The 16780-nt window shown below is 60.3% G+C and carries 16 protein-coding genes; 7 read left to right on the top strand and 9 right to left on the bottom strand.

What is annotated here, in order from left to right; genetic code table 11:
• Positions 1–87: 87 nt before the first annotated feature.
• Together HBN63_RS03180 and HBN63_RS03175 are read left to right on the top strand one after the other, a co-directional pair.
• On the top strand, positions 88–570 hold the full coding sequence (locus HBN63_RS03180) for a glutathione peroxidase (protein ID WP_160085392.1): 483 nt from the start codon (positions 88–90) through the stop codon (positions 568–570).
• A gap of 96 nt (positions 571–666) precedes the next feature.
• On the top strand, positions 667–1404 hold the full coding sequence (locus HBN63_RS03175) for a nitroreductase family protein (protein ID WP_170048364.1): 738 nt from the start codon (positions 667–669) through the stop codon (positions 1402–1404).
• A gap of 58 nt (positions 1405–1462) precedes the next feature.
• Here the strand turns inward: HBN63_RS03175 and HBN63_RS03170 are convergent, their stop codons facing one another.
• The 7 genes from HBN63_RS03170 to HBN63_RS03140 all read right to left on the bottom strand — a co-directional run bounded on the left by HBN63_RS03170 (position 1463) and on the right by HBN63_RS03140 (position 9314).
• On the bottom strand, positions 1463–2794 hold the full coding sequence (locus tag HBN63_RS03170; RefSeq protein ID WP_170048363.1) for a DUF58 domain-containing protein: 1332 nt from the start codon (positions 2792–2794) through the stop codon (positions 1463–1465).
• Positions 2795–2834: 40 nt separating this feature from the next.
• The gene (locus HBN63_RS03165) at positions 2835–3941 is read right to left on the bottom strand and encodes a MoxR family ATPase (protein ID WP_262498869.1); all 1107 of its coding nucleotides are present in this window, start codon (positions 3939–3941) and stop codon (positions 2835–2837) included.
• Positions 3938–5185: a DUF4350 domain-containing protein gene (locus HBN63_RS03160; RefSeq protein ID WP_170048362.1), complete on the bottom strand. Its 1248-nt coding sequence runs from the start codon at positions 5183–5185 to the stop codon at positions 3938–3940. Before HBN63_RS03160 ends, HBN63_RS03165 begins: the two co-directional genes overlap by 4 nt.
• The gene (locus HBN63_RS03155; protein WP_170048361.1) at positions 5182–6765 is read right to left on the bottom strand and encodes a DUF4129 domain-containing protein; all 1584 of its coding nucleotides are present in this window, start codon (positions 6763–6765) and stop codon (positions 5182–5184) included. Before HBN63_RS03155 ends, HBN63_RS03160 begins: the two co-directional genes overlap by 4 nt.
• A complete protein-coding gene (locus tag HBN63_RS03150) occupies positions 6752–7732 on the bottom strand; it encodes a stage II sporulation protein M (RefSeq protein WP_167142347.1) in 981 nt (326 codons plus the stop codon). The genes HBN63_RS03155 and HBN63_RS03150 overlap by 14 nt, the downstream gene beginning before the upstream one ends.
• Complete coding sequence (locus tag HBN63_RS03145; RefSeq protein ID WP_170048360.1) at positions 7729–8451, bottom strand: RDD family protein; 723 nt, start codon at positions 8449–8451, stop codon at positions 7729–7731. The genes HBN63_RS03150 and HBN63_RS03145 overlap by 4 nt, the downstream gene beginning before the upstream one ends.
• Positions 8452–8552: 101 nt before the next feature.
• On the bottom strand, positions 8553–9314 hold the full coding sequence (locus HBN63_RS03140) for a hypothetical protein (protein WP_167142342.1): 762 nt from the start codon (positions 9312–9314) through the stop codon (positions 8553–8555).
• Between the two features lie 171 nt (positions 9315–9485).
• Between HBN63_RS03140 and sbcB the strand changes: the two genes are divergently transcribed.
• Positions 9486–10916, top strand: coding sequence for an exodeoxyribonuclease I (gene sbcB / locus HBN63_RS03135; protein ID WP_170048359.1), 1431 nt, complete (start codon positions 9486–9488; stop codon positions 10914–10916).
• Between the two features lie 103 nt (positions 10917–11019).
• Here sbcB and mvaT read toward each other — a convergent pair whose 3' ends face one another.
• Positions 11020–11394, bottom strand: coding sequence for a histone-like nucleoid-structuring protein MvaT (mvaT, locus tag HBN63_RS03130; protein WP_090248939.1), 375 nt, complete (start codon positions 11392–11394; stop codon positions 11020–11022).
• Positions 11395–11689: 295 nt separating this feature from the next.
• On the opposite strand from mvaT, the gene purU reads away from it, so the two are divergent.
• The 3 genes from purU to HBN63_RS03115 are packed head-to-tail and all read left to right on the top strand — an operon-like array spanning position 11690 to position 13224.
• Entirely contained in the window at positions 11690–12541 is an 852-nt protein-coding gene (purU, locus tag HBN63_RS03125) for a formyltetrahydrofolate deformylase (RefSeq protein WP_090248938.1), read from the top strand.
• A gap of 44 nt (positions 12542–12585) precedes the next feature.
• Positions 12586–13011 (top strand): CBS domain-containing protein, encoded by a 426-nt coding sequence (locus tag HBN63_RS03120; protein ID WP_167142336.1) that lies wholly within the window; start codon positions 12586–12588, stop codon positions 13009–13011.
• Positions 13012–13038: 27 nt separating this feature from the next.
• Positions 13039–13224, top strand: coding sequence for a hypothetical protein (locus HBN63_RS03115; RefSeq protein ID WP_090248936.1), 186 nt, complete (start codon positions 13039–13041; stop codon positions 13222–13224).
• Between the two features lie 43 nt (positions 13225–13267).
• On the opposite strand, the gene HBN63_RS03110 is transcribed toward HBN63_RS03115, so the two are convergent.
• Positions 13268–15145: a methyl-accepting chemotaxis protein gene (locus tag HBN63_RS03110; protein WP_167142333.1), complete on the bottom strand. Its 1878-nt coding sequence runs from the start codon at positions 15143–15145 to the stop codon at positions 13268–13270.
• 122 nt (positions 15146–15267) lie between these two features.
• Here HBN63_RS03110 and HBN63_RS03105 point away from each other — a divergent pair, with 122 nt between their 5' ends.
• A complete protein-coding gene (locus HBN63_RS03105; RefSeq protein WP_170048358.1) occupies positions 15268–16764 on the top strand; it encodes a helicase HerA-like domain-containing protein in 1497 nt (498 codons plus the stop codon).
• The last annotated feature ends 16 nt before the right edge of the window (positions 16765–16780 follow it).

The following is a 16780-nucleotide window of genomic DNA, read 5'->3' as shown; positions in this document are numbered from 1 at the left end:
CGGGCCGTCGCGGTGCGACGTTAAAAATAGCTCCCGGCCATTTTTTGTCCGCTACACGTAACCTTTGTGTTCTCAAGGAGTTAGACCATGAGTGCCTTTCACGACCTCAACCTGCGTGCACTGGATGGCCAAGAGCTGCCGCTGGCACCCTTCAAGGGGCAGGTGGTGTTGGTGGTCAATGTGGCTTCCAAATGTGGCCTGACACCGCAGTACGCGGGCCTCGAAAAGCTCTATCAGCAATACAAAGGACAGGGCTTCAGCGTGCTCGGGTTGCCGTGCAATCAGTTTGCCGAGCAGGAGCCCGACAGCGAGGACGCCATTCGCGCGTTTTGCAGCCTCAACTACGGCGTGACCTTCCCGTTGGGCAGCAAGCTTGAGGTGAATGGGCCGGACCGCCATCCGCTGTATCGTCTGCTGGCAGGCGAGGGCGCCGAGTTTCCAGGTGATATCACCTGGAATTTCGAGAAGTTCCTCGTCGGTCACGACGGCCGTGTGCTGGCACGTTTCTCCCCGCGCACCACGCCGGATGACCCGAGCCTGATCCAGGCGATCGAAAAGGCGCTGGGTTAAGGCCATTTGCGCCAAGGCTGCGGACTAAGCCGGTATACGGCTTGTTCGTGGCTGGGCATCGCGGCTTAATCGGGCAACCTGCCGAGGATGCCCCTGATGAGCCTGTTTCCCGCTGATACCGCCATTTCTCCCGCGACCCCCGCCGCACTGCGTGAGCTGATCGAAAGTCGCCGCGCGGTACGCCGCTTTACCGCCGAAGCGGTGCCTGATGATGTGGTGCGTGATTGCCTAGAACTGGCGGTGCTCGCGCCCAACTCCTGCAACCTGCAGCCCTGGAGTTTCCAGGTGATTCGCGATCCGGCGTTGCTGGCCCGTTTGCACCCGGTGTGCATGAGTCAGAATGCGGCCAAGGCTCCACTGATTATTGCCGTGCTGGCGCGGCCGGACACCTGGAAGCAGGCTTGCCAGAACATCATCGACTATTGGCCGGAGCCGGAAGTACCTGCGCGGATTCGCAGCTTCTACAACAAGACCGCACCCTTTCAGTACAACCAGGGCCCATTCGGTCTGTTTGGGCTGTTCAAACGTCAGCTGCTGCGGGTGGCAGCCTGGCGCAAACCGTTGATGCGCGCGCCCAACAGCCAGGCGCAGATGCGCATCTGGGCGGTGAAATCCACGGCGCTGGCGGCGCAGAACCTGATGCTGGCCTTCCAGAGCCATGGCTATGCCACGTGCCCGATGGAAGGCTTTGATGAAGTGCGCTTGCGCAAGACTCTTAGCATCCCGCGCCAGGCCTTGCCGATCATGCTGCTGGCGGTGGGCAAGCAGGACGAGAAGGGCGTGTACAACCCGCGTCTGCGCTTTCCGCTGGAGCAGCACGTGACGTGGCTATAGCCGTAGGTTGGGGCGGGGCGCTCAACGCCAACCTAGGTCGGCGTTGGCGTGGCCAGTGCTAGAGAACGCCGGCTTTTTTCCAGGCTAGATAACTGCTCACCAGCTGCGGTCCCAGTTCGCTCGGCCGCGCATCCAGCACCGGCACCTTGTTGGCAATCAGGCGTTCGTGCAGGCCAGCGCGGGCATTCAGGTAGTCAAGTGTGCCGCAGTAATCCAGAGCGCTGGAGAGGTCCTGCACCGGGGTGTGGCGCAGGGTATCCAGCACTTCCTCACGCAGGCTGGCGACCAGCACGCGATGCTGGCGGCTCAGGCGTTTGACCGCGCCGAGAAGGGCCTGATCATCCTCATCACGCAGGTTGGTCACCAGCACCACCAAGGCGCGGCGGCGCTGGCGGCTGAGCAGGTTTTCCACTGCGGCGGTGAAGTCTGCCGGTTGTTGGGTGCTGCGCAGGTCATACAAGGCATTAAGCAGCACATTCAGCTGCGCCTGGCCTTTGACCGGGGCGAGGAAGCGGTTCTGCTCGCCAGCAAAGGTCGACAGGCCGACCGCATCGCCCTGGCGCAGTGCCACGTAGCTCAGCAGCAGCGAGGCGTTGAGAGCGTGATCGAAATGCGACAGCTCGCCGTCCTGGCTGCGCATGCGTCGGCCGCAGTCGAGTAGGAAGACGATCTGCTGGTCGCGCTCGTCCTGATACTCGCGGGCAATTGGTGTGCGTTTGCGCGCGGTGGCCTTCCAGTCGATCTGCCGCAGGGTGTCGCCGTCGCGGAATTCGCGCAGCTGGTGAAATTCCTGCCCCAGGCCGCGGCGTTGCTGCTGGCGTACGCCCAGCTGGCTGAGCCAGTCATCCACCGCCATCAGTTGCGCGCCGTAAAGCCGGGCGAAATCCGGGTAGACGCGGGTTTCACCGGCCACCGGCAGATAACGGCGAGCGCGCCACAGACCCATGGGGCTGGGCAGGCTGACTTCGCACTGCGGGAAATGGAAATGCCCACGCAGCAGCGGGCGCACGCGGTAACTGACCTGAGTTTGCTCGCCGGGGTGCAGATCGACCTTAAGCGGCAGGTGCTCGAAGGCCATATCGCCGGGCAGATGGTCGAACACTTCCATCTGCAGCGCACGGGGGTAACTGTGGTGCAGATTCAGCCGCACTTCGCTCCAGCGACCCAGCGGCAGGTTGCCAGGTAGCTGGCGCTCGATGCGCGGCGAAGGCACTTGGCGCAGCAGCAGGGCGTCGATCAGCGTCAGACCGAGCAGCATCAGCAGCAGGCCCCAGTAAATCGGGGTGAAGCTGCGCGGCAAGGCAATGCCCAGGGCGCTGCAGATACCCAGGGCAATGCCGAGCACGAACAGACCGGCGAGCAGCGCCAGCAGCGCGCGTGAGGGCTTCATGCGAGAGCGCCTTTCAATGCGGGCTTTTGCCAAGTGCGGGTCATAGGCGCGGTGCCGGAACCTGGTCGAGCAGCTGTTGCAGCACTTGATCCACCGACAGGCCTTCGATATCCAGCTCTGGTGACAGCCGCACGCGGTGGCGCAGTACGGCCAGGGCGCAGCCCTTGATGTCATCTGGCAGCACGAAATCGCCGCCGCGCAGCAGCGCTCGGGCGCGGCCGCAGCGTACCAGGGCAATCGAGGCGCGCGGCCCGGCGCCGATGGCCAGGCCAGGCCAGGTGCGGGTGGCGCGGGCGATGCGCACAGCGTAGTCGAGCACCTGCTCATCAATCGGCAGGTCGCTGGCAATTTTCTGCAACGCCAGTACATCGCGGGCCTGCAGCAGGGTGCGCAGCGGGGTTATTTCGAGCATGTCGGCTTTGCTTGAGCGCGCCACCTGGCGAACCATGTTCAGCTCTTCGCTCTGCTCGGGGTAATCCATGCGCAGCTTGAGCATAAAGCGGTCGAGCTCGGCTTCCGGCAGCGGGTAGGTGCCTTCCTGCTCAATCGGGTTCTGCGTGGCCAGCACCATAAACGGCAGCGGCACATTCAGGGCGCGGCCTTCCAGGGTGACCTGACGTTCCTGCATGACTTCCAGCAACGCCGCCTGGGTCTTGGCCGGGGCGCGGTTGATTTCATCCGCCAGCAGCAGGTTGGTGAATACTGGGCCCTTGCGCAGTTTGAACTGCTCGCTTTGCAAGTCGTACACAGCGTGGCCGGTGACGTCGCTGGGCATCAGGTCCGGGGTGAACTGGATGCGCGCGAACTCGCCGCCAAAGCAGCGCGCCAGGGCACGCACCAGCAGGGTCTTGCCGAGGCCGGGAACGCCTTCGACCAGCACATGGCCGCCGGCGATCAGGGCGCTGAGCACGTCATCAATCACCGCCGTCTGGCCGATCAGGGCTTTCTGCAGTTCACCACGCAGTGCCTGAGCCAACTGACTAGCGCGCTGGCGCTGCGCATTCGGATTGGCTGCTGCGGCTGCCGGGGCAGCTGGTGCCGGGGCCGGTACAGGCGTTTCGCTGGCCGCAGCTTCGACGGTTTCAGCGGCGACGGGGGCTGATTCGATATCGCTGTCCGGCTGTTCGGGTGTGTGTTCGCTCGTCATAGGGCATTCCTGAGGGTTTGCAGGTTGGCGACCTGGCGGGTGAAGTCGGCGGCGGCCAGGCGCTGCTTGGGCAACGGCCGCATGGCTTGGCTGATAACGCTAGAAGGCTGGCGGGTCAGGCGGCTCAGCACCTGCCACTGCTCGGCCACGGCAAGGCGTTCGAAACCGGGGTGACGATGCCGCGCGCGGCGCTGGATGTCTTGTTGCAAGCCTTGCAGCAGGCTGTGCTGGCCGTTGTGGCGCAGCAGGAAGTCAGCGCTACCGCGCAGGTGTTCCTGCAGTTGGCGGCGATTGCGGCTGGCGGGCAACAGCAGCGGGCCTTGGCGCATGCCCAGATGCCACAGGCCGAATGCCAGCAACAGCACGAGTGCAACCAATGCCTGGGGGAAGTGCTCAAGCAGCAGGCTGAACAGGTCATCGCGGTCGGCGCGGTAGAGCAGGGTGACCTGGCTGTCTTGGGTCATGTACCAGAGCAACCAGGCGTTGTCGTATTCGCCGATGCCCTGGTTTTGCCAGATCCAGCTGTCGCTGACCACGCTGATCAGGCCATCGCCATGGTAGAGCTGCAGCAGGTGGGTGGCGGCGTCGCTGTTGGCCCAGGCGTGGGCGCGATTTTCGGAGTCGTAGAGGTGGAAGTCGGTGTCGAAGTTGAAGTAGGCCGGCGCCTCTTCGTTTTCCAGATACAGCTGGGTCAGTTCTGGGTAGGCATTGTCTGAACCCTTGGTTACCTCTGCCGCAGCCTCCGGTTCGGCTTGTGGTTCCGCGTCGGCCTTGTCCTCTAAAGCGGCGTCTTCTTCTGCTGCTTCGCTGGCGTCCTCGTCGAGTTCTTCACTTTCGTATTGCTGGATGCCCAGGCTGTCGAGCAGCAGATCGCCGCTTTTGCCTTCTTCTTCATCCCACAGCCGCTCTGCGACAAACAGCAGGTGGCCGCCTTTGGCCGTCCAGGCCAGCAGGCGTTCGGCCTGCTTGGGCGTCATGCGGTTGCGGTCGCCGAGCAGCAGCAGGGTTTGCCCGGCGCTCGGCAGGTCCTTCATGACCTCCAGGCCATCGGCGCGTTGTACCTGCAGGCCCTGTTTGCGCAGGAAATGCTCGGCTGCGAGATAAGGGTTGGCTCGGGCCTCGGGTGCGGGGCCGTGCTCGAGAGTCTCCTCATAGGGTGTGAGTTTGCCCAGCAGGTAGATGCCCAGCAGGCCGAGCACCAGCAGTAGTCCGGCACCGAGGAGGAACTGGAGACGCCGGTTCATGCCTGCGCTCCTTGTTCGAACAGGCGTCGCCAGGCATTGCACAGGCCCTGTTTAAGTGCCGCGGGCGGCAGTCGATGGCCGTAGGCGAGGTTCTGCCAGTGGCGGGTCAAGGCCTGGCTGAAGTGGCTGAGGTCTTTTTGTTGCAGCGCCTGCACCAGTTGCAGCACTTCTGCTTCGGTGTGCGAGCTTTTCAGCGGCAGGCGCTGTTCGTGCAACAAGCGGCTGAGCAGGGCGCGGTAAAGCAGGCCGAGGGCGGCGCGTGGCTGTTCATCCCAGAGTCGTTCCACTTCACCGGGGATATCCGCTGGCAGGCTTTGTGGCGCCACTTCCAGGCCAAATAGCTGCTCAGGTGGCTGATAGGTGCGCCCCTGCGGCAAACGCAAGCGTCCGGCAAAGGCGCTCAGCCAGTCGCGGTAGCGCCACAGCAACCAGGCGATCAGACTGAACAGCGCCGCCCACAGCAGCACCTCGAAGAACAGCGCCACTGCATCGACGCTTTTCCAGAACTCGGTGAGTTTGAAGAATTTTTCCAGCAGTTCGATCAGGGCCTTGGCGTCTTCCTCGCTCGGCTCCTTGGGCTCTTCGCCGAGGCGCCAACGGGTGACGGTTTCACGGTGCTCGAAGGGCGGCTGATCGAGCAGCTGGCCTATGCTTTTTTGCGCTTCGGCGCTGGTCAGCGGCTGCTTGAGCAGGCGGTCGGCTTCTGGCCCCATGGGGTCTTCAGCCGGCAGCGGGCAGCTACTTGCGGTTGCGGTATCGGAGGCCATGGCGCTGTTTGGCAGCTGCATCAACAGCAGGCCGCAGCCCAGCAGCAGGGCATAAGCCACGCCCGTCAGGCGCTGGCGTAGCTGGCGGAAGACCAGTTCGATGTCCCAGGCTTCCAGAGCAGTGCGGCGATTCAGGTAGAGGGTGAAGCCGCAGGCGACGTAGATCGGTTCCCAGAGGATCAGCAGCAGAACGTAGGTCAGGTTGGACAGATGTTCCAGCCATAGCCACTCGCCAGACGCCGCATTGATCAGGCTGTCCCAGGTCCAGTCCAGCTCCATCTGCGCCGGCAGCAGCATGTAGACGAAGCTGATGATGCCGAACCACAGCGCCATTTCCAGGTGCACGCCGACGATGGTGAGCCAGCTGGCACCGCCGGCATCGCGCTGGCCGAGGACGATCAGGCGCTGGCTGCGCGCCTTGCCGGACAGGCCTTCCAGCTGCATCACCGGCAGGTCGAAGCTGCGTGTGGGGCTTAGCCGGCGCCAGGTCAGGCTGGCCAGCAGTTGCGGTTTGAGCAGGCCGGGCAGGGCTTTTAGCGCCTGCCTGAGGCTTGGCGTAGCGCCGAACAGGGCATGCGAGAGGATATACAGAGGCAGGCGTTCGTAAGCCGGTTTCAGCCACCAGAAGATCAGTACGGCGATGCTCGGGTAATCCCACAGCAGCAGGCACAGCAGGGCGAAAATCGGCACGGTGACCAAGGCCCAACTGAGCATCAACAGGCCTGCATGCTGTTTGGCTAGTAACACGCCGAGGTCGACGGCTTCCCAGGCGCTACGAGGGCGGATGGCGACGCTGGCATCAGTCAGGCGCATGCGCACCTCGGCCAGCCAATAGCAGATAAGCCAGCACCAGCAGCCAAAGACCAGCGCCGACTGCATATTTGATCGCAGGGCTGGCCAGGTCCATGGATGACCAGTAGGCCTCGATAAACGCCGCCAGCAGCAGAAATACGATCACCCCGCCGACCAGCCGCACGCTGCTGCCGGCGGCTACGCGCAGCGCCTCGCCGCGTGGCAGTCGGCCGGGAACCAGCAGTGCCCAGCCGAGCTTCAGGCCGGCCGCGCCGGCCAGGGCAATGGCGGTGAGTTCGAAAGAACCGTGGCCGATGACGAACGACCAGAAGGTTTCACCGTAGCCAATTTGCGTCAGATGGCCGGCCACTGCGCCGATCATCAGGCCGTTGAACAGCAGGAAGAACAAGCTGCCCAGGCCAAACAGCAAGCCGCTGGCAAAGGTCTGAAAGGCGATGCCGATGTTGTTCATGATGTAGTAGCCGAACATCATCCAGTCATCGCCGGAGTCGCGTTCGCTGAAGCGGCCGATGCGCCTGGCGTCGGGGTCGTACATCTTTTCCATCTCGCCGACCTGGTCAGGTGCCATCACCCCGTAGACTAGGTCGGGGAAGTGATACACCAGCGTGCCCATCAGCAGCAGGCTGCCGAAGAACAGCAGGCTGGCGGCCACGACAAAACGCCACTCGGCGCGCACCAGGCGTGGAAATCCAGCCAGGATAAACCCGAGCAGTTGCGCCCCCAGTGGGCTGCGATGGCGATAAAACTGCTGATGGCCGCGCATGGCCAGCAGCTGCAACTGCTCGATCAGGTGGCTGCTGTAACCCCGGCTCTGGGCCAGGGCTAGGTGCTGGCACAGGCTGCGGTAGTTGGCGGCAAAGGCCTTGCATTGCTGGCTATCGGCCTTGCCGCGCTCAAGGGCTTCTAGCTGCGCATTAAAGGCCTGCCACTCGGCTTGGTGCTGGTGTTCAAACAGGCTCTGTTTCATGTCGGCCCCAACAAGCCACGGGCAATCCCGTGGATCTGCTGTTCGGCCTGCTCAGCAGGTACCTGCAAGGGCTCGGCAAGAATGCTTGCCAACTCCTGGCGTCGTGCGGTGGACAGACTCTGCGCGCGTTCGGCAAAACTGAGCAGGGCGCGCTGTTCACTCAAGCTCATGCTGAAGGGGGCACGCAGTGCTTCGGCTTGCGGTAGTTCGGGGGCGGCCGGGGCGTTATCGCGATACACCACCAGGGTGCCGGCGGCGATATCGCCCAGGCGCTTGAACGCCGGGTGATTCAGGCAGCTGAGAATACCCAAGGTGTAGCCAAAGGGCAGAATGTCGACAAAACGCAGCAGGTTGCGCGTGAGCGAGGCGGCCCAGCCAATCGGCGTGCCGTCGTCATGAATCACCCGTAGGCCCATCATCTGCTTGCCCGGTGAGCGGCCCTGGTTGAGCACTTCAAACAGCACCATGTACCACCAGGTCACGAGAAACAGCAGGATGGTGCCCAGGCCCATACCGAACTGCCCGAGCAACGCCAGCACGGCAAACATTGCGCCGAGCAGCGCACCGCGAATCAGCAGGTCAATGCTAAATGCCAACGCGCGCGGCACTACCCCGGCTGGGCGCAGGATCAGGTCGATGCCTTCCGGTGTTTCCACCTTATAGCGGGTATCCAGCAGCGGGCGAGCGGCGACTGAAGCAGGGGTTGGCGTGGGCGACATCGGCAGACTGCGTCGAGGAAAGCCCGATGCTAGCCAGCAGCAGGCAGGGAAGCAACCGGCTCAGTGATCTGAACCGGCGCAGCGGGGTTATTTAGTGAGGATTATTGCGGCGCAGGCAGTACACCGAAGATGGTGCGATAGAGCACGCCCATGGCGATGACAAACAGCGGAATGGTCCAGACCAGACCAATACCGAGCGGAATAGCGCTGATAAGCGTGATCAGGCCCAGCAGCAGGAACAAGCCGAACACCTTGAACCAGTGCTGGGTAATCGCCTTGCGCGATGCTTCCAGTGCTTGCCACGGCGTCAGGCCGCGCTCCACCACCAGCGGAATGGCCAGCATATAAGCGATGGCCAGGTACAGGCCGGGAATGATCAACAGGAACATGCCGAGGTAGATCAGCAGCATGCTGATAATCGCGGTGATCACTAGCGGCACGGTGCGGCCGAAGTGACTGAAAATGTCATTGAAGCTGATCGGTTGGTCGGCGGCGCGACGGATACCGATCATATTGATCCCAGCCATAAAGGGATAAGCCAGGGCCGAAGCCAGAATGCCGATGACCAGTTCGGCCACGACCGCGAGCATTGGGCTGTCGCTGACCACGCCCAGCAGGCCGAAGAATCCGCCAATCAGGAAGGATGCAGTCAGCAGCACGGCGTAGAACACCAGAAAACCACCGATGATGATGCCCTTGGTGCCTTTTACCCGTTGCCAGGCTTCGCTGAGCAGGTCACTGATGGTGAAGTCGTAGCCACGGCTCAGGGCTTCTTCGATGCTGGGCACCTGGCTGTCGCGTGGTGCTTCCTGCAGCGCGCTGGCAGGTGCTGCGTAGGGATTGCTGGGGTTGATCTCACTCATGGGGCGTCCTTGTACAGAGTGGTTAATCGGGTTTCCCACTTTAGTCTCCGCCAGGGGGGCCTACAAGGCACAGACCCCACGTGCGGCGTGCGCTGGCGCAAGGTTCTGCGCTTGTCTGCGTGATGCTGACGGGGTGGTAGACTGCCTGCGCCTCAGCATCAGGACATAACTGTGACTTCCAGCCTCTTTTGGTACGACTACGAAACCACCGGTATTGACCCACGGCGCGACCGGCCGCTGCAGGTCGCGGGGATTCGCACTGATGAAGACCTCAATGAAATTGCTGAGCCGCTGAACATCTACTGCCAGCCCAGCGACGACATCCTGCCGCATCCGGCAGCTTGCCTGGTGACCGGAATTACCCCGAGCAAGCTGGCGCAGCATGGCCTGGATGAAGCCGAATTTATGAGCCGTGTGCATGCCGAGTTGTCGCAGCCGGGCACCTGCGGGGTGGGCTACAACAGCCTGCGTTTCGATGATGAGGTGACGCGTTACAGCCTATATCGCAACTTCTTCGATCCCTACGCTCGTGAGTGGCAGGGCGGTAATAGCCGCTGGGATCTGATCGACCTGGTGCGTACGGCTTATGCATTGCGCCCGGAAGGCATCGTCTGGCCGGAAGAAGAGGGACGGGTGACCCTCAAACTGGAGCGTCTGACTGCTGCCAACGGCATCGAGCATGGCCAGGCCCACGACGCGCTGTCCGATGTGCGAGCAACCATCGCCCTGGCGCGCTTGCTGCGCAACAAACAGCGCAAGCTCTATGACTACCTGTATCAACTGCGCAGTAAACAGCGTGTGCAGGATCAAATACGCCTGTTGCAGCCGTTGGTGCATATCTCCGGGCGCTATGCCGGTGCGCGGCATTACCTGGCGGTGGTCTTACCGTTGGCTTGGCATCCGCGTAATCGCAATGCGTTGATTGTTTGTGATCTGCAGGCCGATATCTCGCCGCTGCTCAATGAGTCAGCTGAAACATTACGTACACGCCTGTACACCCGTCGCGATCAATTGGTCGACGGCGAGTTGCCGGTGCCGCTGAAGTTGCTGCATATCAACCGTTGTCCCGTTGTTGCTCCGATGAATGTCTTGCGCGCCGAGGATATTCAGCGTCTGCAGCTCGATGTGTCGGCCTATCAGGCACAAGCTGAACAATTACGCAGTAGTCCTGGGCAGTGGCAGGAAAAACTGGTGCAGGTGTATGCCGAAGAGCAGTTCGCCGCCAATCAAGACCCTGAGCAACAGCTATATGAGGGCTTTATTGGCGATCGCGATCGCCGACTGTGTGAGCAGGTAAGGCGTGCCGAACCGCAGCGTTTGGCCGAGGCAGTTTGGCCATTTGATGATGGGCGTTTGCCGGAGCTGTTATTTCGATACCGCGCGCGAAACTTTACCGCGACGTTGAGTGTGGAGGAGCAACAACGTTGGCGAACATTCTGTCAGCAGCGTCTGACCCAGCCCGAATACGGTGCCCCGAATACGCTTGAACAGTTCAACCAAGCACTTGCGGACGTTCTTCCAGAGAGTGATTCGGCACAACAAGCTATTTTGTTGGAGTGGCGCGATCATGCAGAACAGTTACGCCAGCGTTATGCCCTGTAGTTGATAGGGCTAAATGCTGTGGGCGTGACTGAAACAATGCCCATAAAAAACGCCAGCATCGCTGGCGTTTTTGCGTGAAGCTTTTGGCGCTTAAGCGGCAGGCTTAGCCCAGCAGGGTTGCCCAGCCTTCAACGACGTCACCGCCCCACTTGGCTTTCCACTCTTTCAGCGTCTTGTGGTTGCCGCCTTTGGTTTCGATTACTTCGCCGGTATTCGGGTTTTTGTACTGCTTAACTTTACGGGCGCGTTTGGTGCCAGTTGTTTTGGCTGCGCGGGTGATTTTGCTGCCTTTGGCTTCTGGGTCGAGCATGGCAATGATGTCGCGCAGCGATTTCTGGTATTCACCCATCAGTGCGCGCAGTTTGCCTTCGAATTCCAGCTCTTTCTTCAGTTTGTCGTCTTGCGACAGATTTTTCAGGCGATCTTGCAGTTCTTTGATTGCTTCTTCGGTGGCGCGGTATTCGTTGATCAACGACATGATGGGTACCTGTATTCGGGATTGGCGATTAAGTGATAGCAATAGTAGTCAGGCACTTTTAACAAGTAAACCGCTTTATAGGTATTTTTTATGAATTGTATTGTTAAGTAACTGGATGGCCGCTTGGCCTGTTGTATATAGCGAGTTATTAACTGTTTGGGCGTAAGTACTGCGCTATTTCGCCAGCGACAACTGTCCTGTCCCATTGCATGCTCTGGCATGTGCTGTCTGAGTACTGCAGTTTTTCCATGTTGAGACTAGAATGGCCGACTTTATTTGAGCCCCGGAGCCGTTGATGCGTACTTTTCGATTGGTCATTGCCTGTCCTGATCGGGTTGGAATTGTGGCTAAGGTGAGTAACTTTCTGGCCACCTATAACGGCTGGATTACCGAAGCCAGTCATCATTCGGATAATCAGAGTGGCTGGTTTTTTATGCGCCACGAGATTCGCGCTGACTCGCTGCCATTTGATCTGGACGGTTTTCGCCAGGCTTTTGCACCGATTGCCCGTGAGTTTTCTATGGAGTGGCGGGTTACCGATTCGGCGGTTAAGAAACGTGTGGTGCTGATGGCCAGTCGCGAATCGCACTGCCTGGCCGATTTGCTGCACCGCTGGCACAGCGACGAATTAGATTGCGATATTCCATGCGTCATTTCCAACCACGATGACCTGCGCAGCATGGTGGAGTGGCATGACATTCCGTATTTCCATGTGCCAGTTAATTCGCAGGATAAACAACCGGCATTTGATGAGGTGGCGCGGTTGGTAAAAGCCCATGCCGCCGACGTAATTGTGTTGGCGCGCTATATGCAGATTTTGCCTGCGCCACTTTGCGCCGAGTTCTCCCAGCGCGTCATCAATATCCATCACAGCTTTCTGCCGTCGTTTGTCGGGGCCAAGCCATATCACCAGGCATCGCTGCGAGGGGTCAAACTGATTGGTGCGACCTCGCACTATGTGACCGAGGAGCTGGACGCCGGGCCGATCATTGAGCAGGACGTGGTACGCGTCAGCCACCGCGATAGCATCGAAGAGATGGTGCGTCTGGGTAAAGATGTCGAGAAGATGGTGCTGTCACGTGGTCTACGCTATCACTTAGAAGACCGAGTGCTGGTGCACGACAATAAAACAGTGGTGTTCGACTGAGGCGTCAGTAGGGTTCGGTTCAGCGCAGATAGAGGGTATTACTGATGCTCAAGTCAATCAAAGTGCGAGATTACATGACCCGCAATCTGGTGACTTTCCGGCCTGAAATGAACCTGTTCACCGCGATTAACCGCTTGCTTGAGCACCGTATCTCTGGCGCGCCGGTGGTTGACGGACAAGGGCATCTGGTGGGGTTGTTGTCGGAGGGCGATTGCTTGCGCGGCATCCTTTCTGGCGCTTACTACGAGTCGGCGGGCGGTGATGTCAGCGCCTACATGACCACCGAGGTGGAAGTGATTTCGCCGGAGGCGGATATCATCGAAATCTCCGAGCGCTTTCTGCGCGGCCGGCGCCGGCGCCTGCCAGTGGTCGAAGACGGCCGTTTGATTGGCCAGGTGAGCCGCAGCGATGTGTTGCGTGCGGTCAAAGAGTTTGCCCAGCATGACGAAGGCCGTGTGGCGCTGAGTTGAAGGCTGGTACCATGCATTGGAGGTGTTATGACTGATCCACTCGCGCGTGGCACATCCAGCGCGCCACCGGTGCTTGGTGAGGGGTGTACGCAGCGCTATGACCCTGAGGCTTTAAGTCCTGAGGACGGTAGCGAATTTGCCGATGCCGCCGAGTTATGGCGGCAGTTGCAGCAAGACGAACAGTCACCAACGAACCACGAAAAGCAGAAATAAAAACGGGGCGCTCACTGAGCGCCCCGTATGTTTTCCGCATGGGTTAAATGCGGAAGCTGTCGACCAGTTGCTTGAGGCGGCTAGCCTGTTGCTCCAGATCGCCGCAGGCACGCAAGGTGGCGTTGAGGTTTTCCACACCTTCCTGGTTGAGGGTGTTGATTTCGGTGATGTCGACGTTAAGCGATTCGATCACCGAGGTCTGCTCCTCGGTTGCGGTGGCCACCGACTGGTTCATGCCATCAATTTCACCGATGCGTTCGGTGACGCTGCTTAGGCGGGCGCCGGCTTGGTTAGCGATCTCCACGCTTTCTTCGCTGTAGCGTTGGCTTTCAGTCATGGTGGTGACCGATTCGCGGGAGCCGACTTGCAGCTCTTCGATCATCTTCTCGATTTCCTGCGCCGATTCCTGGGTGCGGTGTGCAAGGTTGCGTACTTCATCTGCCACTACTGCGAAGCCTCGGCCGGCTTCACCAGCGCGTGCTGCCTCGATAGCAGCGTTGAGCGCCAGCAGGTTGGTTTGCTGGGAGATGCTTTTGATCACCTCAAGTATCTGCCCGATGTTCACCGTCTTGCTGTTGAGGGTTTCGATATTGCCGCAAGATGCGCTGATTTTGCCGGACAGTTCGTTCATCGCTTTGATGGTTTGTTCCACCACTTGGCGGCCGTCTTCAGCCAGGTGGCGTGCATCGGAGGCTTGGTTCGATGCATCGGCAGCGTTACGCGCAATTTCCTGCGCGGCGGCGCCCAGCTCATTAATCGCAGCGGCCACACTGTTGGTTCGGCTGGCCTGCTCGTCGGAGTTGATCATCGACGAGTTAGAGGCGCCGACCACCAGTTTCGCCACTTCATTGACCTGGCTGGTGGCGGATGACACCTCGCGGATTGAACTGTGGATACGCTCAACAAACTGGTTGAAGGCACTGGCCAGGCGGCCAAATTCGTCGTTGGATTGAATGCTCAGGCGTCTGGTCAGGTCACCCTCGCCTTGGGCTATGTCTTCCATGGCTTTACCCATGACATTCAACGGTTGCATCAGCACGCTGATCAGCATGCTCAGCAGCAACATGATCAGCACCACCGCGATGATGGTGGCAACGATCGCCGAGGCGCGGAATTCGCTGAGCATTGAGTAGGCCTTGGCCTTATCAATGGACAGGCCGACATGCCAGTTAACCGAGGGCAGGCCCTTGACCGGAGCGAAGGTGAGAATGCGCGTCTCGCCATTGAGTTCCGCTTCGCTGAACTCGCCGCTGATGCGCGGGGTGTCTTGCGGGTAGACCTCACTGATGTTCTTCATCACCAAGGACTTGTCCGGGTGCACGAGAATCTTGCCATCCGCGCTGATCAGAAAGGCATAACCCATGCCGGCAAAGTCCAGCGAGTTGATGATGTCGACCAGGGTGTTGAGGCTCAGGTCGCCGCCTACCACTCCTGCCGCTTTGGCGGGCGTTGCGATGGTGATGATCAGTTCGCTAGTGGCGGCGTCGACGTAGGGTTCGGTGAGGGTAGTGCCGCCTGCTGCCATCGCATCCTTGTACCAAGGGCGTTGACGCGGATCGTAGCCATCCGGCATGTCCTCGTCCGGGCGCATGGTGAAGCTGCCATCAGCGCTGCCCAGGTAGGTGAAGGCGAAAGTGGAGGCCAGTACCTTCTGCTCCAGCAGTCCGGTCAGAGCGTCGCCGGAAGAGTCGCGGGCGACCGATTGAGCAACGTTTTCTACCAGCAGAATGCGCCCTGACAGCCAGTTGGAAATATTACTGGCGGTGACATTCCCCATCTCCTTTAGGTAGCTTTCCAAATCATCACGGATCGCGTTGCGTTGCAGGTAATCGTTGTAAAGCGTGAACAGCGAGAATGCGGCGATCACCACCAGCGAGGCGGCGAGCAGAATCTTGTGGCTGAACTTCAGGTTGTTGGTCATGGCGTCTTGCGTCCGGTGAGTTCTGGCATCAGTCTTGGGCTGATGTTAGGCAGTGGCTATTGCAGGGCACGCTAACTATGTCGGCCTAATTGCAGTAAAGCTTTAACCATGGAGATAACAAGATGGTGCAAACCGATCAGTTTGTTGTGGGGGCCGATCTTGAGGGGCTGCCGGTGGGGCAGGCGTTGCGTCTGGCGAACCGTCACGGACTGATTGCTGGCGCGACGGGCACCGGTAAAACCGTGACATTGCAACGCTTGATCGAAACCTTCAGCGATGCTGGCGTCACGGTGTTTGCCGCCGATGTGAAGGGTGATCTCTGCGGTCTGGGGGCGGCTGGCGCACCGCAAGGCAAAGTGGCTGAGCGCATTGCCAGCATGCCTTGGCTCAACCATCAGCCGATGGCCTACCCGGTAACCCTGTGGGATGTGCATGGCAAGAGCGGCCATCCACTGCGCACCACGCTGAGTGAGATGGGGCCTTTATTGCTCGGCGCGCTGCTGGAACTGACCGACAGCCAGCAGGCTGCACTCTATTCCGCGTTCAAGGTGGCAGACCGTGAAGGGTTGTTGCTACTTGATCTTAAAGACCTCAAAGCGCTGCTGGCATACTTGAAAAATCACCCCGAGGTGTTGGGGGAAGACAGCGCCTTGTTTACGGCCACCTCATCGCAAGCCTTATTGCGCAAGTTAGCCGGTTTGGAACAGCAGGGCGCCGAGGCACTCTTTGGTGAGCCGGCACTGCAGCTGGAAGACATTCTGCATCCAGACCGCGATGGTCGCGGGCGTATTCACCTGCTCGACGCTAGCCGCCTGGTGCATGAGGCGCCGAAGGTCTACGCGACCTTCCTGCTCTGGCTGTTGGCTGAGTTATTTGAACAGCTGCCGGAGCGCGGGGATGCCGATAAACCGCTTTTGGCACTGTTTTTCGATGAAGCGCACCTATTGTTTGCCGATACCCCAAAAGCCTTGCAGGAGCGCTTGGAACAGGTGGTGCGACTGATCCGTTCAAAAGGCGTCGGGGTGTATTTCGTCACCCAATCGCCGGGCGATTTGCCAGATGATGTGCTGGCACAGCTTGGCCTGCGTATTCAACACGGCTTGCGTGCGTTTACCGCGAAAGAGCAGAAATCGCTGCGCGCGGTGGCCGATGGCTTCCGTCCGAATCCGGCCATCGACACGCTGACGGTGCTTACTGAGCTGGGTATCGGTGAGGCCCTGGTTGGTACGCTGGAAGCTAAAGGCACGCCGGCCATGGTTCAGCGTGTTGCTGTGGCGCCGCCGCAGTCGCGTATCGGTCCATTGAGTGAAAGCGAGCGAGCAGCGTTGATCCAGCAGTCCGCGTTGCGGGGGCGCTATGACAAGCCAATTGATCGTGAGTCCGCCTATGAGTTGCTGACGGCGCGTGCAGAGCAAGCTGCGCAGCAGGCAGAGTCCAATAAACCGAGTTCAGCGAGCAAAGGCGAGGTCGGAGGCGGTATGGCCGGTGCTGCGGGCGAGTTGTTAGGCGGTTTGGCCAGCCAAGTGATGAAAACCGCTATGCGCCAGGCGGCCAATCAGATTGGTCGGCAGCTGGTACGTGGTTTGTTGGGGTCGCTGATGGGCGGTAAACGGCGCTGAAGGCGTGGCCATCCAG

Source organism: Pseudomonas sp. WS 5011 (assembly GCF_012985775.1).
GTDB lineage: Bacteria > Pseudomonadota > Gammaproteobacteria > Pseudomonadales > Pseudomonadaceae > Aquipseudomonas > Aquipseudomonas peli.
This window is presented reverse-complemented; position numbering and strand designations above follow the sequence as displayed.